Annotated in this window: 15 protein-coding genes; 10 read left to right on the top strand and 5 right to left on the bottom strand. The window is 53.4% G+C overall.

Annotation, left to right across the window (positions count from 1 at the left end; genetic code table 11):
• The first annotated feature begins 28 nt into the window (after nucleotides 1-28).
• Entirely contained in the window at nucleotides 29-211 is a 183-nt protein-coding gene (locus ACP3TC_RS13720) for a Trm112 family protein (protein ID WP_313856763.1), read from the top strand.
• Complete coding sequence (gene kdsB, locus ACP3TC_RS13715) at nucleotides 208-954, top strand: 3-deoxy-manno-octulosonate cytidylyltransferase (RefSeq protein WP_313856765.1); 747 nt, start codon at nucleotides 208-210, stop codon at nucleotides 952-954. The genes ACP3TC_RS13720 and kdsB overlap by 4 nt, the downstream gene beginning before the upstream one ends.
• An 88-nt stretch (nucleotides 955-1,042) precedes the next feature.
• Here the strand turns inward: kdsB and elyC are convergent, their stop codons facing one another.
• Nucleotides 1,043-1,819 carry an envelope biogenesis factor ElyC gene (gene elyC / locus ACP3TC_RS13710; protein ID WP_426816661.1) on the bottom strand — a complete coding sequence of 259 codons (777 nt, stop codon included), beginning with the start codon at nucleotides 1,817-1,819 and terminating at the stop codon, nucleotides 1,043-1,045.
• Between the two features lie 126 nt (nucleotides 1,820-1,945).
• Here elyC and cmoM point away from each other — a divergent pair, with 126 nt between their 5' ends.
• The 7 genes from cmoM (at nucleotide 1,946) to ACP3TC_RS13675 (ending at nucleotide 12,586) form a co-directional block, all read left to right on the top strand.
• Nucleotides 1,946-2,731: a tRNA uridine 5-oxyacetic acid(34) methyltransferase CmoM gene (gene cmoM / locus ACP3TC_RS13705; protein ID WP_426816660.1), complete on the top strand. Its 786-nt coding sequence runs from the start codon at nucleotides 1,946-1,948 to the stop codon at nucleotides 2,729-2,731.
• Nucleotides 2,728-4,050: a chromosome partition protein MukF gene (gene mukF / locus ACP3TC_RS13700; protein ID WP_313856769.1), complete on the top strand. Its 1,323-nt coding sequence runs from the start codon at nucleotides 2,728-2,730 to the stop codon at nucleotides 4,048-4,050. Before cmoM ends, mukF begins: the two co-directional genes overlap by 4 nt.
• Nucleotides 4,031-4,762, top strand: coding sequence for a chromosome partition protein MukE (mukE, locus tag ACP3TC_RS13695; protein WP_426816659.1), 732 nt, complete (start codon nucleotides 4,031-4,033; stop codon nucleotides 4,760-4,762). Before mukF ends, mukE begins: the two co-directional genes overlap by 20 nt.
• A complete protein-coding gene (gene mukB, locus ACP3TC_RS13690; protein WP_426816658.1) occupies nucleotides 4,759-9,246 on the top strand; it encodes a chromosome partition protein MukB in 4,488 nt (1,495 codons plus the stop codon). Before mukE ends, mukB begins: the two co-directional genes overlap by 4 nt.
• Nucleotides 9,247-9,398: 152 nt before the next feature.
• On the top strand, nucleotides 9,399-11,174 hold the full coding sequence (gene ldtD / locus ACP3TC_RS13685) for a L,D-transpeptidase (RefSeq protein WP_313856772.1): 1,776 nt from the start codon (nucleotides 9,399-9,401) through the stop codon (nucleotides 11,172-11,174).
• A 187-nt stretch (nucleotides 11,175-11,361) separates the two neighbouring features.
• Nucleotides 11,362-11,910: a YcbK family protein gene (locus ACP3TC_RS13680; protein ID WP_313856773.1), complete on the top strand. Its 549-nt coding sequence runs from the start codon at nucleotides 11,362-11,364 to the stop codon at nucleotides 11,908-11,910.
• Nucleotides 11,911-11,956: 46 nt separating this feature from the next.
• Complete coding sequence (locus tag ACP3TC_RS13675; protein WP_313856775.1) at nucleotides 11,957-12,586, top strand: MBL fold metallo-hydrolase; 630 nt, start codon at nucleotides 11,957-11,959, stop codon at nucleotides 12,584-12,586.
• An 81-nt stretch (nucleotides 12,587-12,667) separates the two neighbouring features.
• Here the strand turns inward: ACP3TC_RS13675 and ACP3TC_RS13670 are convergent, their stop codons facing one another.
• The 4 genes from ACP3TC_RS13670 to pncB all read right to left on the bottom strand — a co-directional run bounded on the left by ACP3TC_RS13670 (nucleotide 12,668) and on the right by pncB (nucleotide 18,300).
• The gene (locus tag ACP3TC_RS13670) at nucleotides 12,668-13,858 is read right to left on the bottom strand and encodes an amino acid aminotransferase (protein WP_426816657.1); all 1,191 of its coding nucleotides are present in this window, start codon (nucleotides 13,856-13,858) and stop codon (nucleotides 12,668-12,670) included.
• A 259-nt stretch (nucleotides 13,859-14,117) separates the two neighbouring features.
• Nucleotides 14,118-15,221, bottom strand: coding sequence for a porin OmpF (gene ompF / locus ACP3TC_RS13665; protein ID WP_313856778.1), 1,104 nt, complete (start codon nucleotides 15,219-15,221; stop codon nucleotides 14,118-14,120).
• Nucleotides 15,222-15,522: 301 nt separating this feature from the next.
• A complete protein-coding gene (asnS, locus tag ACP3TC_RS13660; RefSeq protein WP_313856779.1) occupies nucleotides 15,523-16,923 on the bottom strand; it encodes an asparagine--tRNA ligase in 1,401 nt (466 codons plus the stop codon).
• A gap of 171 nt (nucleotides 16,924-17,094) precedes the next feature.
• Complete coding sequence (gene pncB / locus ACP3TC_RS13655; RefSeq protein WP_313856780.1) at nucleotides 17,095-18,300, bottom strand: nicotinate phosphoribosyltransferase; 1,206 nt, start codon at nucleotides 18,298-18,300, stop codon at nucleotides 17,095-17,097.
• 266 nt (nucleotides 18,301-18,566) lie between these two features.
• Between pncB and pepN the strand changes: the two genes are divergently transcribed.
• Nucleotides 18,567-21,182: an aminopeptidase N gene (gene pepN, locus ACP3TC_RS13650; protein WP_426816656.1), complete on the top strand. Its 2,616-nt coding sequence runs from the start codon at nucleotides 18,567-18,569 to the stop codon at nucleotides 21,180-21,182.
• Nucleotides 21,183-21,207: the final 25 nt, after the last annotated feature.

Below are 21,207 nucleotides of genomic sequence, written 5' to 3'. Positions count from 1 at the left end.
ATGAAATTGGGTCCATTACGGAGGAACCATGGATCACCGTCTACTCGAAATTGTGGCTTGCCCAGTCTGTAACGGCAAACTCTACTATAACAAAGAACAGCAAGAGCTAATCTGTAAGCCGGATGGTCTGGCCTTCCCGGTACGCGACGGCATTCCGGTGCTGCTGGAAGTCGAAGCGCGCACCATGACGCTGGAAGAGACTAATCCATGAGTTTTGTGGCCATTATACCGGCACGTTTTGCATCGACACGTTTACCGGGTAAACCGTTGGTGGATATTCACGGTAAACCGATGGTAATCCATGTGATGGAGCGGGCGCTGGAATCGGGTGCCGATCGCGTTATCGTTGCCACCGATCATCCCGATGTCGCTGCGGCGGTGCAAGCTGCCGGCGGCGAAGTCTGTATGACGCGTGCCGACCATCAGTCCGGAACCGAACGCCTGGCGGAAGTCATCGATCATTATCAGTTTGCTGATGATACGGTGATCGTTAACGTGCAGGGGGATGAACCGTTAATTCCACCGGTGATTATTCGCCAGGTTGCGGATAACCTGACGCGCTCATCCGCCGGTATGGCGACGCTGGCGGTGCCGATTGACAGCGCCGAAGAAGCGTTTAATCCCAATGCGGTGAAGGTAGTCAGGGATGCGCAGGGCCACGCACTCTATTTCTCTCGTGCGCCGATTCCCTGGGATCGCGAGCAGTTTGCCAAATCGCGTGACACCATCGGTGATACTTTCCTGCGCCATATCGGCCTTTACGCCTATCGCGCCGGTTTTATCCGCCGTTACGTTACCTGGCAGCCGAGCCAGCTGGAGCAAATTGAGCTGTTAGAGCAGCTCAGGGTGCTGTGGTATGGCGAGAAGATCCACGTTGATGTGGCGCAAGCCATTCCCAGCGTTGGCGTTGATACAGCCGAAGATTTACAGCGGGTCCGCGAGGCGATGCAGTAACCTCTTTAGCGGGGCGGCGTTCTCCCGCCGCCCTGATCAAAACCCTACCTCTTGCCTGCCGGCAGATCGAAGCCGAAAAGTTATCCTGCTACTCCGCAGGCTGAACCTTATCGGCTTTCAGCCACTGCCACACCAGCCCCAACGACTCATACCAGGCACGATCGCTGTGGCTCAGGTATAGCGGGGAAGGCAGCACTTTTTCCCACCAGTTTAAGGGGGAATCAATTGCCATCTGATTCGCCGGAGCGGCAATCGGCTTCAGCCCTTGCGCATGAAAAAAGTTCATCGCCCGGCGCATATGGTTGGCCGAAGTCACCAGCAGAAACGGCTGGTCGCCAATGGCCCGCTTCACTTCCCGGGCTTCCTCTTCGGTATCGACTGGCTTATTCAGCGTAATGATCGCCTCATCCGGTACGCCTAAGGTCTTTGCCACTCGCGCCCCAGCTTCGGCAGTACTGACAGGATTATCCTGTGCGGCGTAACCGGTAAAAATCATTTTCGATCCCGGATTGTCGCGCCACTGGCGCACTCCTTCAACCAGCCGTGGCAAACTGTTGTTGATCAGATTGGAGCCGGGTGCCCAGTGCGGATTCCAGGTGTAGCCTCCGCCTAACACCACCACATAAGCCACTTTCTGGCCGCCATTCCACGTCGGATAGCGATCTTCAAGCGGTTTCAGCAGGCGATCGGCTACCGGTTGCAGGCTGATTAACAGCAGGATTAACCAGCCAGAAGAGAGTATAATTTTGCCGGTTTTCTGCCAGCGGCTGAACCAGAGCAGAAAAATGCCGATTGCCATCACGGCAAGCAGCAAAGGCAGGGGCAGCAGCAGGCCACCGACGACTTTTTTAGCGGTAAAAAGCATTAAAACGGACTCCTTTTGTCCGAAAAAACATCATCCAGGAGCGAAGCGATGAGTGAAAGGTTCATTCTCTGCCAGTGTATGCCAAAATAGTCGTTTCTATTACGGCAGAATCCGTGGAGCCGAGCTATGCAGGATCGCAACTTTGATGATATCGCTGAGAAATTCTCACAAAACATTTACGGTACCACCAAAGGGCGTATCCGTCAGGCCATCTTGTGGCAGGAGCTTGAGGCGTTATTAACCACGCTGCCAGCGCGCCCGCTTTCGGTTCTGGATGCCGGCGGTGGCGAAGGGCAAACCGGTTGTGGCCTTGCAGCACGCGGACATCAGGTGCTGTTGTGCGATCTCTCCGGCGAAATGTTACAGCGTGCACGTGCTCATGCCGAAGAAAAAGGTGTGAGCGATAACATGCAATTTAAACAAATTAGCGCCCAGCAGGTTGGCCAACATTTGGATAAGCCGGTTGATCTGGTATTGTTTCACGCTGTGCTGGAGTGGGTGGCAGAGCCACAAGAGGTTCTGTCGGCACTGTATGATACGCTGGCACCGGGTGGCGTACTGTCACTGATGTTTTACAATCTGCATGGCCTCACCATGCGCACGCTGACGCTCGGCAACTTTGGCTATCTGCAGGCCAATTTGCGCAAGCGCAAAAGGAAAACGTTATCACCTGATTATCCGCGCGATCCCGAGAGGGTTTATGGCTGGCTACAGCAGCTCGGTTTTGTGATTGAGCAGCGGGCGGGAATCCGCGTTTTCCACGACTATATGCGCGATAAAGAGAAGCAGGTTGAAAGATTCGAGGAAGTGCTGGCAATGGAGCAACGTTATTGTCGGCAGGAACCATTTTTAAGTTTGGGGCGTTATATCCACGTCACAGCGCGGAAACCCATTCAGAAGGACGAACTATGAGTGAATTTTCCCAGACTGTACCGGAACTGGTTGCCTGGGCGCGAAAAAATGATTTTTCCGTCTCATTACCGACCGAACGTCTGGCATTTTTGCTGGCCATTGCCACCCTAAACGGCGAGCGCATGGATGGCGAAATGAGTGAAGGCGAACTGATCGACGCTTTTCGCCATGTCAGCAAGGCCTTCGAACAAACCAATGAAACCGTGCTGGTGCGCGCCAATAACGCCATCAATGATATGGTGCGTCAGCGCCTGCTCAATCGCTTTACCAGCGAAATTTCCGAAGGCAATGCAATCTACCGCCTGACGCCGCTGGCGATTGGCATTACCGACTACTATATTCGCCAGCGCGAATTCTCCACCTTACGCCTGTCGATGCAGCTGTCAATTGTCGCGCAGGAGCTGAAGCGCGCGGCAGATGCAGCGGATGAAGATGGCGACGAATTCCACTGGCATCGTAACGTCTTCGCTCCGCTAAAATATTCCGTAGCGGAAATTTTCGACAGTATCGATATGACGCAGCGCATCATGGATGAACAGCAGCAGGCGGTGAAAGACGATATCGCACAGCTGCTTAACCAGGACTGGCGTGCGGCGATCTCCAGCTGTGAACTGCTGCTGTCAGAAACCTCCGGCACGTTGCGTGAATTGCAGGATACGCTGGAAGCGGCGGGCGATAAGCTCCAGGCTAACCTGCTGCGTATTCAGGATGCCACCATGAGCAGCCCGGATCTCGGCTTTGTTGATAAGCTGGTATTTGACCTGCAAAACAAACTCGATCGTATTATCAGCTGGGGCCAGCAGGCGATTGACCTGTGGATTGGCTATGACCGCCATGTGCATAAATTTATTCGTACCGCCATCGATATGGACAAAAACCGGGTGTTTGCCCAGCGTTTGCGCCAGTCGGTGCAGAACTATTTTGACGCGCCATGGGCGCTGACCCACGCCAATGCCGATCGTCTGTATGATATGCGTGACGAAGAGTTGACGCTGCGCAGCGAAGAAGTGACCGGCGAGCTGCCTTCTGAGCTGGAATATGAAGAATTTAATGAAATTCGTGAGCAGCTTGCAGCGATGATTGAAGAAGCGCTGCAGATTTACAAAACGCAGCAAAAACCGCTCAACTTAGGTACGGTAATGCGCGATTATCTGGCGCAATATCCACGGGCTCGTCATTTCGACGTGGCGCGTATTGTTGTCGATCAGGCCGTGCGTTTAGGCGTGGCCGAAGCAGATTTCTCAGGTTTGTCAGCAGAATGGCAGGCTATTAATGATTACGGAGCCAAGGTGCAGGCACATGTCATCAACAAATATTGAACAAGTGATGCCGGTTAAGCTGGCCCAGGCCCTGGCTAACCCGATTTTCCCGGCGCTGGATAGCCAGTTACGTGCAGGGCGCCATATCGGCATTGAAGAGCTGGATAATCACGCTTTCCTGATGGATTATCAGGAGTTTCTGGAAGAGTTTTATGCGCGCTATAACGTCGAGTTAATCCGTGCGCCAGAAGGTTTCTTCTATTTGCGTCCGCGTTCCACCACCTTAATCCCACGTTCGGTACTGTCCGAGCTGGATATGATGGTCGGGAAGATTCTCTGCTATCTCTATCTCAGCCCGGAACGCCTGGCGAACGAAGGTATTTTTACTCAGCAGGAGCTGTATGACGAGCTGCTGAGCCTTGCCGACGAAAATAAATTGCTGAAGCTGGTCAACCAGCGCTCCACCGGTTCCGATCTCGATCGGCAGAAACTACAGGAAAAAACCCGTGCCTCATTAAATCGCCTGCGCCGTCTTGGCATGGTGTGGTTTATGGGTAACGACAGCACTAAGTTTCGTATCAACGAATCCGTATTCCGCTTTGGCGCCGATGTGCGCAGCGGTGACGATCCGCGCGAGGCGCAGCTGCGAATGATTCGTGACGGTGAAGCGATGCCGATCGAAACCGGTACGGCGCAAACTGATGAAGCCGATGAAAACGAAAACGAGACAGACGGCATTACGTCAGACAATGCGGAGGATGAACAGGCATGATTGAACGCGGAAAATTTCGCTCGCTGACGCTGATTAACTGGAACGGCTTCTTTGCACGAACCTTCGATCTCGACGAGCTGGTCACGACGCTGTCGGGCGGCAACGGTGCGGGCAAATCAACCACCATGGCGGCATTTATTACGGCTCTGATCCCCGATCTGACCCTGCTGCACTTCCGTAACACCACCGAAGCTGGCGCAACCTCAGGCTCGCGCGATAAAGGTCTGCACGGCAAGCTGCGCGCGGGCGTCTGTTATTCGACGCTGGACGTGGTCAACTCGCGCCATCAGCGCGTGATCGTCGGCGTGCGTCTGCAACAGGTTGCCGGTCGCGATAAAAAGGTCGATATCAAGCCATTCAGTATTCATGGCCTGCCATCGTCGATGAACCCGACGGAAATTCTGACCGAAACGCTGAACGAGCGTCAGGCGCGTGTACTGCCGCTGAACGAACTGAAAGATCGCCTTGAAGCGATTGAAGGCGTCCAGTTTAAGCAGTTTAACTCGATCATTGATTATCACTCGCTGATGTTCGATCTGGGCATCGTGGCGCGTCGTTTACGCTCGGCGGGCGATCGCAGTAAATATTATCGTCTGATTGAGGCCTCACTGTACGGCGGTATCTCCAGCGCGATTACTCGTTCACTGCGCGACTATCTGTTGCCGGAAAACAGCGGCGTGCGTAAAGCCTTCCAGGATATGGAAGCAGCGCTGCGTGAAAACCGCATGACGCTGGAAGCGATTCGCGTCACGCAGTCCGATCGCGATCTGTTTAAGCACCTGATCTCTGAAGCCACTAACTACGTGGCGGCAGACTATATGCGCCATGCTAACGAACGCCGTATCCATCTTGATGGCGCATTGCTGCTGCGTAACGATCTGTTCAGCAGCCGTAAACAGCTGGGCACCGAGCAGTATCGCCATATCGAAATGGCGCGCGAGCTGGCTGAGCATAACGGTGCAGAAAGCGATCTGGAAACGGATTATCAGGGTGCCAGCGATCACCTTAATCTGGTGCAAACCGCGATGCGTCAGCAGGAAAAAATCGAGCGCTATGAAGCCGATCTCGATGAGCTGACTTATCGTCTGGAAGAGCAAAATGAGGTGGTTGCGGAAGCGCGTGAGGTGCAGGAAGAGAATGAAGCCCGTGCTGAAGCCGCTGAACTGGAAGTCGATGAGCTGAAAAGTCAGTTGGCCGATTATCAGCAGGCGCTTGATGTGCAGCAAACCCGTGCCATCCAGTATCAGCAGGCATTGCAGGCGTTGCAACGTGCACAGGAAATCTGTCGCCTGCCTGAGCTTTCGGTCGACAATGCTGAAGAGTGGCTGGAAACCTTCCAGGCGAAAGAGCAGGAAGCGACTGACAAGCTGTTAATGCTGGAACAGAAAATGAGCGTGGCGGCTGCCGCGCACAGCCAGTTTGAGCAGGCTTTCGAGCTGGTCAATAAAATTTCCGGGCCGGTAAGCCGCAGCGAAGCCTGGCAAACGGGCCGTGAATTGCTGCGTGATGCGGCGAACCAGCGCCATCATGCAGAGCAACTGCAATCACTGCGCCTGCGTCTGAGCGAGATGGAGCAGCGCCTGCGTGAGCAGCAGGATGCCGAACGCTTGCTGAATGAGTTCTGCAAGCGTCAGGGGCAGCAGTACGATGCCCACGAGCTGGAGTCACTGCAGCGCGAGCTGGAAGCGCAGATCGAGCAGCTGTCGCAGAGCGTTTCCGACGCCGGTGAACGCCGCATGTTAATGCGTCAGGAGCTGGATCAACTGCGTGAACGCATCAACAATCTGACCGCCCGTGCACCGCACTGGCTGGCAGCGCAGGAGATTCTGACCCAGCTCAGCGAGCAGACCGGTCAGACGCTGGAAAACAGCCAGCAGGTCACCGAGTTTATGCAACAGCTGCTGGAGCGTGAACGCGAAACCACCGTGGAGCGCGATGAAGTTGCCGCGCGTAAACGGGATATCGAGAAACAGATCGAAAGGCTGAGCCAGCCTGGCGGTGCAGAAGATGCGCGCCTGAATAATCTTGCTGAGCGTTTCGGTGGGGTACTGCTGTCGGAAATTTATGACGACGTTACGCTCGATGATGCGCCTTACTTCTCGGCGCTGTATGGCCCGTCGCGTCATGCTATCGTGGTGCCGGATCTGTCGCTGGTGCGTGAGCAACTGGATGGACTGGAAGAGTGCCCGGAAGATCTCTACCTGATCGAAGGGGATCCGCAGTCATTTGATGACAGCGTATTCAGCGTTGAAGAGCTGGAAAAAGCCGTTGTGGTGAAGGTTGCCGAGCGCCAGTGGCGTTACTCGCGCTTCCCGAAAGTCCCGCTGTTTGGCCGTGCAGCGCGTGAAAATCAGCTGGAACTGCTGCATGCCGAGCGTGAGCAGCTGGCGGAAAAGTACGCCACGCTTTCATTTGACGTGCAGAAAACTCAGCGTCTGCATCAGTCGTTCAGCCGCTTTATCGGCAGTCACCTGGCGGTGGCTTTTGAGGCCGATCCGGAAGCGCAGATTCGCCAGATGAACGGTCGCCGCATGGAAATAGAGCGCGCGCTGAACAGCCATGAAAATGAGAACCAGCAGCAGCGTCAGCAATATGAACTGGCGAAAGAGGGGGTGGCACAGCTTAACCGCCTGCTGCCACGCGTGACTCTGCTGACGGATGAAACACTGCAGGACCGCTGTGAAGAGATTCGTGAGCGTCTGGATGAAGCGCATGAAGCTTCGCGCTTTATCCAGCAGCATGGCAACAGCCTGACGCGGCTGGAGCCGATTGTCTCGGTGTTGCAGAGCGATCCGGAACAGCACGAACAGCTGAAAGCTGATTATCAACAGGCGCAGCAAATTCAGCGCGATGCGCGCCAGCAGGCCTTTGCTCTGACCGAAGTGACGCAGCGTCGCGCCCACTTTGGCTATGTTGATTCTGCCGGCATGCTGACCGGTAACAGCGATCTGAATGAGAAACTGCGCCAGCGTCTGGAGCATGCGGAGTCTGAACGTGCGCGCGCGCGCGATCAGCTGCGCCAGCATCAGGCGCAGCTGACCCAGTATTCACAGCTGTTAGCCTCGCTGAAAAGCTCTTTCGATGCCAAGCGTGACATGCTGAAAGAGCTGCATCAGGAGATGCAGGATATCGGTGTACAGGCTGATGCCAGTGCCGAAGAACGCGCGCGTATTCGCCGTGATGAGCTGTACAGCGCGTTAAGTAATAACCGTGCCCGCCGTAATCAGCTGGAGAAACAGCTGACCTTCTGCGAAGCGGAAATGGATGCGTTGCAGAAGAAGCTGCGCCGTCTGGAGCGTGACTACCATCAGAATCGTGAGCAGGTGGTGTCGGCGAAAGCCGGATGGTGTGCGGTGATGCGCATGGTAAAAGACAACGGCGTCGAGCGCCGCCTGCATCGCCGCGAACTGGCGTATCTGGGTGGCGACGAGCTGCGTTCAATGTCGGATAAGGCGTTGGGTGCGCTGCGTCTGGCGGTGGCCGATAACGAGCATCTGCGTGACGTGCTGCGCCTGTCGGAAGATCCAAAGCGACCGGAACGTAAAATCCAGTTCTTTATCGCGGTTTACCAGCATCTGCGCGAGCGTATCCGTCAGGATATTATTCGTACTGACGATCCGGTAGAAGCGATCGAGCAGATGGAAATCGAACTTAACCGCCTGACGGAAGAGTTGACCGCGCGTGAGCAAATGCTGGCGATCAGTTCGCGTAGCGTGTCGAATATTATTCGAAAGACCATTCAGCGTGAGCAGAATCGTATTCGTCAGCTGAACCAGGGTTTGCAGGCCGTCAGTTTTGGTCAGGTTCGCAGCGTGCGCCTTAATGTTAACGTGCGCGAGGCGCATTCCACGCTGCTGGATGTGTTGTCAGAGCAGCACGAGCAGCATCAGGATCTGTTTAACAGCAACCGCCTGACCTTCTCTGAAGCGCTGGCGAAACTTTACCAGCGCCTGAATCCGCACATTGATATGGGGCAACGGACGCCGCAGACCATCGGTGAAGAGCTGCTCGACTACCGTAACTATCTGGAGATGGAAGTCGAAGTTAACCGTGGCTCAGACGGCTGGCTGCGTGCAGAAAGTGGCGCGTTGTCAACGGGTGAAGCGATCGGTACCGGCATGTCGATTCTGGTGATGGTGGTGCAGAGCTGGGAAGAGGAGTCGCGTCGTCTGCGCGGCAAAGATATTTCTCCTTGCCGCTTGCTGTTCCTTGATGAGGCAGCGCGTCTGGATGCTAAATCGATCGCCACGCTGTTTGAATTATGTGATCGCCTCGAGATGCAGCTGATTATTGCCGCACCGGAGAACATCAGCCCGGAAAAAGGCACTACCTATAAGCTGGTGCGTAAAGTGTTCCAGAACACTGAACACGTGCATGTGGTCGGCCTGCGTGGCTTCTCGGCTGAGCCGTCTCCAACCAGTCATTCGCTGACGAACGGTGAGGCTGCTCAAGCCGATACTGAAAAATCTCGGGCGCAAATATAGTAAAAAATTTGCTGTCGGATTAATCTGGTAACGGCATTTGCCCTCGGACGGGCAAATGCCGTTTTAGTTTCTATACTTATAACAACAATTAATAGCCTGGCGGGTAAACATTTTGCCTGTTGCAGCTCAACAGAATTCACAGGGGGCAAAGGATGTTGCTGGCAAATAGAGTTAATTTAAAAAAAGCGACCTTAGGGTGTTGTATCGTGCTTTGCCTTGCCCAGGTGTACAGTGCTGCAGCCGCGATAAACTCCCCACTGCCGGCCTCTTCGGCCAGCAGTATCATGACCGCCGCGCAGAGCCAGTCGCAGATCCTCGCGGCGCTTCCTCATTCCACTAAACCTTTCTATCTCGGATCGCTGGCATCGCTGTATGCGGCGCGTGATATGCAGCCGCTGTGGCAAGATCGCGAGGCGGTACAGCAGTTTCAACAGCAGCTGGCTGAAGTGGCGATTTCGGGCGTTCAGCCACAGTTCACACAGTGGATTCAACAGCTAACCGATCCTGAAGTTACTGGGCTGGCCCGGGATATCGTGTTGTCTGACGCAATGCTGGGCTATTTGCAGTTTGTCTCCAGCGTGCCGGTTCAGGGCGAGACGTGGTTATACAGTAATGTGCCGTATAAAATGACGCTGCCGCCGGTTTCAGTCATCAATCAGTGGCAAACAGCCGCTAATGCGGGCGCACTGAAAACTTTTGTGGTGTCGCTGGCTCCTCAGCATCCGCAATATACGCGCATGCATCAGGCGCTAAAAACCCTGCTGGCGGATAATCGTCCGTGGCCGCAACTGAGCGATAAACAGACCCTGCGGCCGGGGCAAATCAGTCAGGATGTTCCGGCACTACGCGAGATTTTACAGCGCACCGGGATGCTGAGCGATGTCGCTGTCGCACCTCAGCCGGCTGATCAGGCTGCAGTTGCCGTGAGTCCATCGGCAACCAGCGTCGCCGATTTGCCAGTGAATACCCCGGAACAGAGCAGCAATATTCTGCCACAGGCCATCAGCAGCACCTCGGCCAATATTTATACCCCGGAGCTGGTGGAAGGGCTGAAGCGCTTCCAGCAGTGGCAGGGATTAGCGTCTGACGGCGCGATTGGTCCACGCACGCGTGACTGGTTAAACGTTTCGCCGCAGCTGCGTGCTTCGTTGCTGGCACTGAATATTCAACGCCTGCGACTGCTGCCGGATGATATGCATAACGGCATCATGGTGAATATTCCAAATTACTCATTGGTTTACTATTCTGAAGGGAATGAAATTCTTTCATCCCGGGTGATTGTGGGTCGTCCGGATCGTAAAACGCCGTTGATGCGCAGCGCCCTGAATAATGTGGTGTTAAATCCGCCATGGAATGTGCCAACCTCGCTGGTGCGCCAGGATATTATTCCGAAGGTAAAACGCGACCCATCCTACCTTTATAAGCACGGTTACACGCTGTTATCCGGCTGGAGCAATGATGCAGAGGTTATCGATCCCTCCATGATTGACTGGAGTATGGTATCCGCCGCTTCGTTCCCTTACCGCTTACGACAGGCTCCAGGCAGCAGTAACTCGCTGGGTCGCTATAAATTCAATATGCCAAGCTCAGATGCCATCTATCTGCACGATACGCCTAACCATGGCTTGTTTCAGAAAGATATCCGTGCGCTGAGTTCGGGCTGCGTACGGGTGAACAAGGCATCTGATTTAGCCAATTTGCTGTTGCAGGACGCCGGCTGGAACGACAGCCGTATCTCCAGCACCCTGAAAGAGGGCAATACGCGCTTTGTTTCTATTCGCCACCGTATCCCGGTTAACCTCTATTATCTGACTGCCTGGGTGGCCGATGACGGTCAGCCGCAGTTTCGTACAGATATTTACAATTATGATGCCACTGCACGCTCAGGCTCACAGGCGCTGGCGCGTGCCGGACAGCTATTACTCTAATAGTTGAAAATTCAGTAACAAACAGAGCCGGGCAACGTCCCGGCTTTTTAATCCCTGCGCGTTGAGGATCCGACACTGACCGCAGTTTACTGGCTGGTGGGTTGACGGATGGCTACACGGCGGTTATGGTTCGGCTTTGTGTGGTTTTTGCCCGTTTTCGGTCTTTACTTTCAGGTATCAGCATTTCATGGATAAATTCGATTCTCAACGCCGTCGGTTACTGGCAATAGGTGGAGCAGCCTGTGGATTGGCGCTACTGCCTGGTCAGGCATTTGCTACGCTTTCTACCCCTCGTCCTCGCGTTCTTACCCTCAGTAATCTTCATACCGGTGAAACCCTTAAAACTGAGTTTTTTAACGGCAAAAGCTATGACAAAGATGAGCTATCGCGTCTGAATCACTTTTTCCGTGATTATCGGGCGAACAAGGTCAAAAGCATCGATCCCAAACTTTTCGATCAGCTTTTTCGTCTGCAGGCGATGCTGGAAACCCGTAAACCGGTGCAGCTGATTTCCGGTTATCGTTCGCTGGCGACCAATAATGACCTGCGTTCGCACAGCAAAGGGGTGGCGAAACACAGTTACCACACGCTGGGTCAGGCGATGGATTTCCATATTGAAGGCGTTTCTCTCAGCAATGTACGCAAAGCAGCATTAAAAATGCGCGCAGGTGGTGTAGGATATTACCCCCGCAGTGACTTTGTTCACATTGATACCGGGCCGGTAAGAACCTGGTAATTAAGAGAAATTCCGGCAACCCTGTGTTAGCCGGTAACGGAGCGTTATGGACTATCACATTATTCCCGTCACGGCATTTGCCCAGAACTGTTCGTTGATTTGGTGTGCGGAAACGCAAGAAGCCGCCATCGTCGATCCGGGTGGTGACGCTGAGAAGATTAAGCAAGCAGTGGCGGAGAAGGGTGTCAACGTTAAGCAGATTCTGCTGACGCACGGTCATCTCGATCACGTTGGTGCTGCCGCAGAACTTGCCGCGCATTATGCGGTGAAGATTATTGGACCGCAAAAGCTCGATGCTTTCTGGCTGGAAGGCTTACCGGCCCAGAGCCGTATGTTTGGACTGGCAGAGTGCGCGCCACTGACGCCGGATCGCTGGCTGGAAGAGGGCGAAAGTGTTGAGGTCGGTAATGTCAGGCTCGATATCCTGCATTGCCCAGGACACACGCCGGGTCATATTGTGTTCTTTGATGCTGAAGGTCGTCTGCTGGTCTCTGGTGATGTGATTTTCAATGGTGGTGTTGGCCGCAGTGATTTCCCACAGGGCAACCATCAGGCGTTAATTGATTCCATCACAGATAAACTGCTGCCATTGGGCGATGACGTGACTTTTATCCCAGGCCACGGACCGATGTCGACACTCGGTCACGAACGGGTCAGTAATCCTTTCCTGCAGTAGCCGCGTAGGGGAGCCGTTTTCGGGCTCCCGTCCAGCGCTCATCTTCATCAGAGGCGGCGATAACGCCGCCCCAACGGACTATTAAAGCACTGCCACAATCGCTTCACACAGCGGCGCCATGTTATCTGGCGTCATACCGGCCACGTTAACGCGTCCGGAATTCACCGCATAAACACCGAACTCTTCACGCAAGCGCACCACTTGATCTTTGGTCAGGCCGCTAAAAGAGAACATGCCGTTCTGATTGATGATAAAGCTAAAGTCGCGGTTAGCGCCTTTCTCCTGCAAAGTATTCACAAACAGCTGACGCATGCGGTGAATACGCTGGCGCATATCGGTCAGCTCTTGCTCCCACAGCGTGCGCAGAGCCTCATTACCCAGAATAGTGGCAACCACTGCCGCACCGTGAGCCGGTGGGTTAGAGTAGTTGGCACGAATGGTGGCTTTTACCTGGCTGAAAGAGGTATCAGCAATTGCAGCATCAGCAGCAACCAGCGTAAATGCCCCCACGCGCTCGTTATACAGGCCAAAGTTCTTGGAGTAAGAGCTGGCAACGATCAGTTCCTGATGGCTGGCAGCGAAAATACGCAGGCCTTCAGCATCTTCTTCCAGTCCACGGGCAAAACCCTGATAGGCGAAGTCAAACAGCGGTAACCAGCCGCTGGCCTGAGACAGTTCAGAAAGCTGCGCCCACTGTTCTGCGGTTGGGTCGACGCCGGTTGGATTGTGGCAGCAGCCGTGGAACAGCACTACGTCACCCGCTTTCGCTTCACGCAGGCTGGCAACCATGCCATCGAAATTAAGCTGATGGTTTTCCGCATCGTAGTAATTGTATTCGCACACTTCCAGGCCCGCAGACTCGAACACATTTTTATGGTTAGGCCAGCTTGGGTTACTTACCCAGATGCGTTTTACCGCGGTCTGATTGGCGAGAAAGTCTGCCGCTACGCGCAGTGCACCGGTACCGCCAGGGGTTTGCGCAGTACGCGCACGTTTACTGGTGAGAATCTCGTTGCCTTTACCAAATAACAGCTCCTGCGTACAGTGACCGAAATCCGCCAGGCCATCAATGCTCAGGTAATTTTTAGTGGTTTCGTTTTCCAGCAGATAGTGTTCCGCTTTCTTCACGCTGGTCAGTACAGGTGTTTTACCGGTTTCATCTTTGTAAACACCAATACCGAGATTGATTTTGTTGGGACGGTCATCGGCGCGGAAAAGATCGGCTAAACCAAGAATCGGGTCGGCGGGTGCAGCTGCAATGTTTTCAAACATATGAGAGGGTCCGTAAGCTTATTCTAAAGCGAATTGAACTCTCAGGTTAACGCCAGAACGTGCAAATGCCAACCGTTTGCGACAAAAAGAACTACGCAGATCTCAGACTGATTTGAGCGGGCTAATACCGGCAATACCGGAGTGGCAGAAACCGTAATCAACGCGGCCGGGAAAGGGGAGTGAAAGATAAAATCGATAAATAAAAACGGAGCCTTTCGGCTCCGTTTATGTTTGCTGCGATACGCTGTATCGCAGGAAATCAGAACTGGTAAACCAGACCCAGTGCGACGATATCGTCGGTAGGCAGGTCTAACGCGTTGTTGTTGTTCAGCAGGTTGATACGGTAATCAACATAGGTAGACATGTTTTTGTTGAAGTAGTAGGTGCTGCCCACAGAAACATATTTGGTGGTGTCAACATCGCCAATACCTTCTACGTCTTTAGCTTTGGTCTGAATATAGGCCAGAGATGGGCGCAGGCCGAAGTCGAACTGGTACTGAGCAACCAATTCGATATCCTGAGTTTTGTTAGCAAAACCAGAAACGTCGGTACGGCCAATGCCATTAGCGTTAGCACGTGAACCAGAAATTGGCGTTGCGTTACGGCCCTGAGCGTAGGTTGCTGCCAGGTATACGCTGTTAGCGTCATATTTCAGGCCAGTTGCCCAAACTTCAGCACGGTCGCCACGACCCAGAGTGTTTGCACCGGTGTTCTGACGCGCAGTGCGGTCCTGGCTTGCGTATGCAGCTACGATGCCGACACCGATTGGAGAAACGTAAGAAGAGGACAGACCCCAGCCATCGCCATTCGCACGACGGATGTCTTCACGATCGTTTTTACCCTGATACTGTACGGCGAAATCCCAGCCATCAACCAGGCCGAAGAAGTTGTTGTTACGGTAAGTCGCCACGCCGGTAGTACGGCTGGTCATGGTGTCGGAGAAGCCGAAGTCACCACCGAATTCTGGCAGCATATCAGTCCATGCCAGTGCATCATAAGCCACGCCGTAGTTACGACCGTAGTCGAAAGAACCTGCGTCGCCGAATTTCAGACCAGCAAAGCCCAGACGGGTTTTGTTGCCGTCTTGCGCGTCAGAACCTTCAGAGTTATTCGCCTGAACGTTATATTCCCACTGGCCGTAACCGGTCAGCTGGTCAGAGATCTGAGTTTCACCTTTGAAGCCGAAACGCACATAAGATTGGTCGCCGTCACTACCGTCATCTTTAGAGAAGTAATGCAGGCCAACGGCTTTACCGTACAGGTCCAGTTTGTTGCCGTCTTTATTATAGATTTCTGCCGCGTTTGCTGCACCAGCAGCTAACAGAGCTGGAATTACTACTGCAAGAATGTTGCGCTTCATCATTTATTATTACCCTCATTGGAGTTTATTCGGACACCTGCCACTGCCGTCAATAATTCTTTACAGAACCACGATGAGAGTTTGGTGTCTTCCTGTGTCTGCAGGCATCTTTCCATTCAAAGCACGGTTAATCCACCTCGAAAATGCTACTAATATCCTAATCTGGTTACAAAAGGAAAATATGTGTAACTGGATGTAAAAAATGCGGAACTTTGTGAGACAACTCTAAATTTACAAAAATAAAAAAAGGTCAGCGAGGCTGACCTTTTTATATATACGAATTTCTTATATTTAATGCTGAAAATCAGAAGCTCGCGTTACGTGGCGTACGTGGGAACGGGATAACATCTCTTACATTTTGTACGCCGGTGACATAGGCGATTAATCGTTCGAAACCTAAACCAAAACCTGAGTGAGGCACGGTGCCATAGCGACGCAGATCGCGATACCACCAATAATCTTCTTTATTCAGGCCCATTTCTTCGAGGCGAGCATCCAGCACATCAAGGCGTTCTTCACGCTGTGAACCCCCAATAATTTCACCGATACCCGGAGCCAGAACGTCCATCGCGGCCACGGTTTTACCGTCTTCGTTCAGGCGCATATAGAACGCTTTGATATCTTTCGGATAGTTTTTCACTACCACAGGCGCTTTAAAGTGCTGCTCGGCGAGATAACGCTCATGCTCAGAGGAGAGATCGATACCCCAGGAAACGTCGTTCTCAAACTTCTTGCCGGATGCCAGCAGGATATTTACCGCGTCGGTGTAATCTACCTGAGCGAAGTCGGTGGTGACAAAACGTTCAAGACGAGCTACCGCATCTTTATCAACACGTTCAGCAAAGAACGCCATATCGTCGGCGCGCTCTTCCAGTACCGCTTTAAACACATATTTCAGCATCGCTTCAGCCAGCGCCGCTGCATCGTCCAGGTCGGCAAAAGCAATTTCCGGCTCCAGCATCCAGAATTCAGCCAGGTGACGGCTGGTATTGGAGTTTTCTGCGCGGAAGGTTGGGCCAAAGGTGTAGATTTTAGACAGTGCGCTGGCGTAGGTCTCACCGTTCAGCTGGCCAGAAACCGTCAGGAAGGCTTCCTTACCAAAGAAGTCTTCATTGAAATCTACTTTACCCTGCGGGTCACGCGGCAGGTTTTCCAGGTCCAGCGTCGACACGCGGAACATCTCACCGGCACCTTCGGTATCGGAGGCGGTAATTAGCGGAGTGGAAACCCAGAAATAGCCGTTCTCGTGGAAAAAGCGATGCAGCGCCTGGGCCAGCGTATGACGAACGCGCGCGACGGCACCGATCAGGTTGGTGCGCGGACGCAGGTGAGCAACTTCACGCAGATACTCAATGCTGTGACGTTTTGCCGCCATTGGATAGGTGTCCGGATCGTCAACCCAACCAACCACTTCTACCGCACTGGCCTGAATTTCAAAGCTCTGGCCTTCACCCGGCGAGGCCACCACTTTGCCGGTGATAATCACCGAACAACCGGTGGTCAGGCGTAATACTTCTTCCTGATAATTATTCAGAGAATTATTTACGACAGCCTGAACGGGATTAAAGCAGGAACCGTCATAAACGGCGACAAAGGAAATACCGGCTTTCGAATCTCTTCGGGTACGCACCCAACCACGTACGGTGACTTCGCTGTCAACCGCAGCCCGGCCGTGCAGTACATCCGCTACAGGCACTACGCTCATAAATTTCTCTCTTTATTAGTTTCTGATTTGAAAATTAATAACCCCCGGAACTGAGGGTCTTGCTATGTTACTTGCCGTCGGGCAGGACACAAGCAGAATTCGCGGCAGCAGACGAGATTTATTCTGAAAATCGGGGAGTTCGGGGACGAAGCGGCTCGTCCCCGTGAGGTATCAGCTGGCTTTTTTAACCAGCGGCAGGTCAAAAGCTTTGCGTAATGCGCGGACAAATGCCGGATCCTGACAGATGGTTTTACCCGGGCTGTCGGAGAGTTTAGCCACCGGCTTGCCGTTACACTCAACCAGTTTGATCACGATATTCAGCGGTTTTACCTGTGGAATATCGCAGGTAAGCCGCGTACCGATACCGAAATTAAGGTTAACGCGCTGATCAAAGTGGCGATAAAGGTTGACCGCTTTTTCCAGATCGAGATTATCGGAAAACACCAGCGTTTTACTCAGTGGGTCAATGCCCAGCCGCTGATAATGCGCGATGGCTTTTTCACCCCATTCAACCGGATCGCCCGAATCATGGCGCAGACCCTGATAGCGGCTGGCAAAGGCCGGGCCGAAATCACGCAGGAAAGCGTCCATCGTGATGCAGTCGGTTAACGCAATACCCAGCCGGTCATCATACTCGTCCAGCCACGCCTGAAGTGCCGCACGCTGGCTGTTGGCCAGCACCGGGCTGATTTGCTGATGTGCCTGGAACCACTCATGAGCCTGTGTGCCCACCGGTGTGATATCGAGTTTGCGGGCAATTTCATAATTGCTCGAACCCACCAGCCACGGGAACTGCTGCTTCAGGGTGCTGACAATCGCCAGTTGCACCTCGCCAGAGAAGCGGCGACGGCTGCCGAAGTCCATTAGCCTGAAGCGCGACAGATCAATATCCGCCGTCAGGCGGTTAAACGCTGCCAGCTTACTGTGCAGATGTTCCACTGCCATTTCCGTGGTCACCTGCGGTGAGCGGTGGCGATGCACCACTTCACTGATCAGTGCCAGCAGCGGAACCTCCCACATAATCACTTCGCGCCACGGGCCGGTGATGCGGATATCCAGTTTGCCATGATGATTGCGCACCTGTACTTGCGCCGGATCATAACGGAAGTCGCGCAGCCAGTTGAGATAGTCTGCGGTGAAAAATGGCAGTGACGCGAGGTAGTTGTACTCCTCGTCGTTCAGTGCCAGCGCGGACATCATCGCGATCTGTTGAGAAATTTCATCTGCATAAATACCCAGCAGGTCGTCACCACGGCAACGAAACTCTGCGGCAACGACAACGTCGTTATAGCGATGAAACACGGCTTGCTGCATATGAAGCTTGTAGGCATCAGTGTCAAGCAGCGTAGTCAATATCGGGGAAGCGTGTCGTGTCATGGTGCGTTTCAGCATCCTCTCGCGCGCGGAGCGTTTCCTTGGTGTAAGTAAAGTGTCTCAGTCAAGAGCCAGAAGTATAACCGGATTACTTATTTATTGAACCCGATCACAGCATAATTCAGACCGTCAGGTCGAGGGTAAAAAGTGCCATTGTTAATAGAATGTGTGATTTGCTGCTGCTAAGGGTGATTCCACGTGGCAACCTTTGCGCAACAGGAATAGACTTGAAGCGATTAACTTTTTTCTGAAGACGTGAGAAGAATTCTATGACGCAACAGCCTCAAGCTAAGAATCGCCATGATTATCGTGCGCCTGATTACACCATTACCGATATTGATCTGACTTTTAATCTTGATGCCAGCGTGACTCGCGTAACGGCGGTAAGCCGCATCAAACGCTTGGGTGCCAGCAATGCGGCTTTGCGCCTTGATGGCGAAGATTTGACGCTGATCTCGCTGGAAGTTGATGACCAGCCCTGGAGTCATTACCAATTACAGGAAGGTGCGCTGATCGTCGAACAGCTGCCGGAAAACTTTACGCTGAAGATTGTTAACGATATCCACCCGGACCAAAATACCGCGCTGGAAGGCCTGTATAAATCCGGTGAAGCATTATGTACCCAGTGTGAAGCGGAAGGATTCCGTCATATTACCTGGTATCTCGATCGCCCGGACGTGCTGGCGCGCTTTACCACCACGATTATCGCTGACCAGGCGCGTTATCCTTTCCTGCTCTCCAACGGTAACCGCCTTGATAGCGGTAAAATGGAAGACGGTCGCCACTGGATGAAGTGGGAAGATCCGTTCCCGAAACCGTGCTACCTGTTTGCGCTGGTGGCCGGCGATTTTGATGTGCTGCGCGACAGTTTTACCACGCGATCAAACCGTGATGTGGCGTTAGAAATCTATGTCGATCGCGGCAATCTCGATCGTGCTGACTGGGCGATGACCTCGCTGAAAAACAGCATGAAGTGGGATGAAGAGCGCTTCGGCCTTGAATACGATCTTGATATCTTTATGATCGTCGCCGTCGATTTCTTTAATATGGGCGCGATGGAGAATAAAGGCCTCAACGTCTTTAACTCCAAATATGTGCTGGCGAAAGCAGAAACCGCTACCGATAAAGACTACCTCGGTATTGAAGCGGTGATCGGCCATGAATACTTCCATAACTGGACCGGTAACCGTGTAACCTGTCGCGACTGGTTCCAGCTCAGCCTGAAAGAGGGGCTGACGGTTTTCCGCGATCAGGAATTCAGTTCGGATCTCGGCTCCCGTGCGGTAAACCGCATTGATAATGTACGTGTAATGCGAGGCTCACAGTTTGCCGAAGACGCCAGCCCGATGGCGCATCCGATTCGTCCCGAGCAGGTTATCGAGATGAATAACTTTTATACCCTGACGGTATATGAGAAAGGTTCGGAAGTGATTCGTATGCTGCACACGCTACTGGGCGAAGAGAATTTCCAGAAAGGCATGCAGCTCTATTTTGAACGCCATGATGGCAGCGCAGCGACCTGTGATGATTTTGTGCAGGCAATGGAAGATGCGTCCAATGTCGATCTGTCGCAGTTCCGTCGCTGGTACAGCCAGTCCGGTACGCCGGTGGTGTCGGTGCGTGATGACTACAATCCGGAACTGGAGCAGTACACGCTCCATGTTACCCAGATGACGCCGCCAACTGCCGATCAAAAAGAGAAGTTGCCGCTGCATATTCCGTTGAACATCGAACTGTACGATGAACAAGGAAATGTGATCCCGCTGCAGCATAACGGTCATCCGGTGCACAACGTGCTGAATGTCACCGAAGAGTTCCAGACTTTTATCTTTGATAACGTTCACTTCCAGCCGGTTCCGTCACTGCTGCGCGAATTCTCCGCGCCGGTAAAACTGGATTACAACTGGAGTGATGCGCAGCTGACTTTCCTGATGCGTCACGCCAGCAATGACTTCTCCCGCTGGGACGCTGCGCAAAGCCTGCTGGCAACTTACATCAAGCTGAATGTCGCGCGTCATCAGCAGGGCCAGCCACTGTCGCTGCCTCAGCATGTTGCGGATGCCTTCCGGGCAGTGCTGCTGGAAGAGAACAGCGATCCGGCACTGACGGCGCTGATTCTGACGCTGCCGGGTGAGAACGAAATCGCTGAACTGTTTGAAACCATCGATCCGGAAGCTATCTCTTCGGTACGTGATGCGCTGATGCGCACGCTGGCGACGGAGCTGGCTGACGAACTGCTGGCGGTTTATTACGCGAACCAGAGCAGTGAATATCGCGTGGAACATGCGGAAATTGGCAAACGCTCATTGAAAAACATCTGCCTGAGCTATCTGGCGCTGGGTGATGAAACGCTGGCCGAGAAGTTGGTTACCGCGCAGTATCAGCACGCCAACAATATGACTGATGCATTAGCGGCAATGTCGGCAGCAGTTGCCGCGCAGCTGCCATGCCGTGAAGCTCTGCTGGCGAGCTTTGACGAGCGCTGGCATCAGGATGGGCTGGTGATGGATAAGTGGTTTATCCTGCAGGCTACCAGCCCGGCGGCAGATGTGTTGTCGCGGGTGCGTGAACTGCTGCATCACCGTTCGTTTAGCCTGAGCAATCCTAACCGCACGCGCTCGCTGATTGGCGCTTTTGCTTCAGCCAATCCATCAGCATTTCATGCTATCGATGGCAGTGGTTATCAGTTCCTGGTGGAGATTCTGTCCGATCTCAACACGCGGAACCCACAGGTTGCTGCGCGTATGATTGAGCCGCTGATTCGTCTGAAACGTTACGATGCGACGCGTCAGGGGTTAATGCGTCAGGCGCTGGAACAGCTGAAGGGGCTGGATAAACTCTCTGGCGATCTCTACGAGAAAATTACTAAAGCGTTAAACGCGTAATGGTTTTACGGGCGGCTTTGCGCCG

The sequence above is a fragment of the Winslowiella sp. 2C04 genome (assembly GCF_050037805.1).
Taxonomy (GTDB): domain Bacteria; phylum Pseudomonadota; class Gammaproteobacteria; order Enterobacterales; family Enterobacteriaceae; genus Erwinia; species Erwinia toletana_A.
This window is presented reverse-complemented; position numbering and strand designations above follow the sequence as displayed.

Excerpts from the sequence above, each read along its gene's own strand:
- ACP3TC_RS13720 (WP_313856763.1), top strand. The coding sequence starts at position 29 with ATGGATCACCGTCTACTCGAAATTGTGGCTTGCCCAGTCTGTAACGGC.
- kdsB (WP_313856765.1), top strand. The coding sequence starts at position 208 with ATGAGTTTTGTGGCCATTATACCGGCACGTTTTGCATCGACACGTTTA.
- elyC (WP_426816661.1), bottom strand. The coding sequence starts at position 1,819 with ATGCTTTTTACCGCTAAAAAAGTCGTCGGTGGCCTGCTGCTGCCCCTG.
- cmoM (WP_426816660.1), top strand. The coding sequence starts at position 1,946 with ATGCAGGATCGCAACTTTGATGATATCGCTGAGAAATTCTCACAAAAC.
- mukF (WP_313856769.1), top strand. The coding sequence starts at position 2,728 with ATGAGTGAATTTTCCCAGACTGTACCGGAACTGGTTGCCTGGGCGCGA.
- mukE (WP_426816659.1), top strand. The coding sequence starts at position 4,031 with ATGTCATCAACAAATATTGAACAAGTGATGCCGGTTAAGCTGGCCCAG.
- mukB (WP_426816658.1), top strand. The coding sequence starts at position 4,759 with ATGATTGAACGCGGAAAATTTCGCTCGCTGACGCTGATTAACTGGAAC.
- ldtD (WP_313856772.1), top strand. The coding sequence starts at position 9,399 with ATGTTGCTGGCAAATAGAGTTAATTTAAAAAAAGCGACCTTAGGGTGT.
- ACP3TC_RS13680 (WP_313856773.1), top strand. The coding sequence starts at position 11,362 with ATGGATAAATTCGATTCTCAACGCCGTCGGTTACTGGCAATAGGTGGA.
- ACP3TC_RS13675 (WP_313856775.1), top strand. The coding sequence starts at position 11,957 with ATGGACTATCACATTATTCCCGTCACGGCATTTGCCCAGAACTGTTCG.
- ACP3TC_RS13670 (WP_426816657.1), bottom strand. The coding sequence starts at position 13,858 with ATGTTTGAAAACATTGCAGCTGCACCCGCCGACCCGATTCTTGGTTTA.
- ompF (WP_313856778.1), bottom strand. The coding sequence starts at position 15,221 with ATGATGAAGCGCAACATTCTTGCAGTAGTAATTCCAGCTCTGTTAGCT.
- asnS (WP_313856779.1), bottom strand. The coding sequence starts at position 16,923 with ATGAGCGTAGTGCCTGTAGCGGATGTACTGCACGGCCGGGCTGCGGTT.
- pncB (WP_313856780.1), bottom strand. The coding sequence starts at position 18,300 with ATGACACGACACGCTTCCCCGATATTGACTACGCTGCTTGACACTGAT.
- pepN (WP_426816656.1), top strand. The coding sequence starts at position 18,567 with ATGACGCAACAGCCTCAAGCTAAGAATCGCCATGATTATCGTGCGCCT.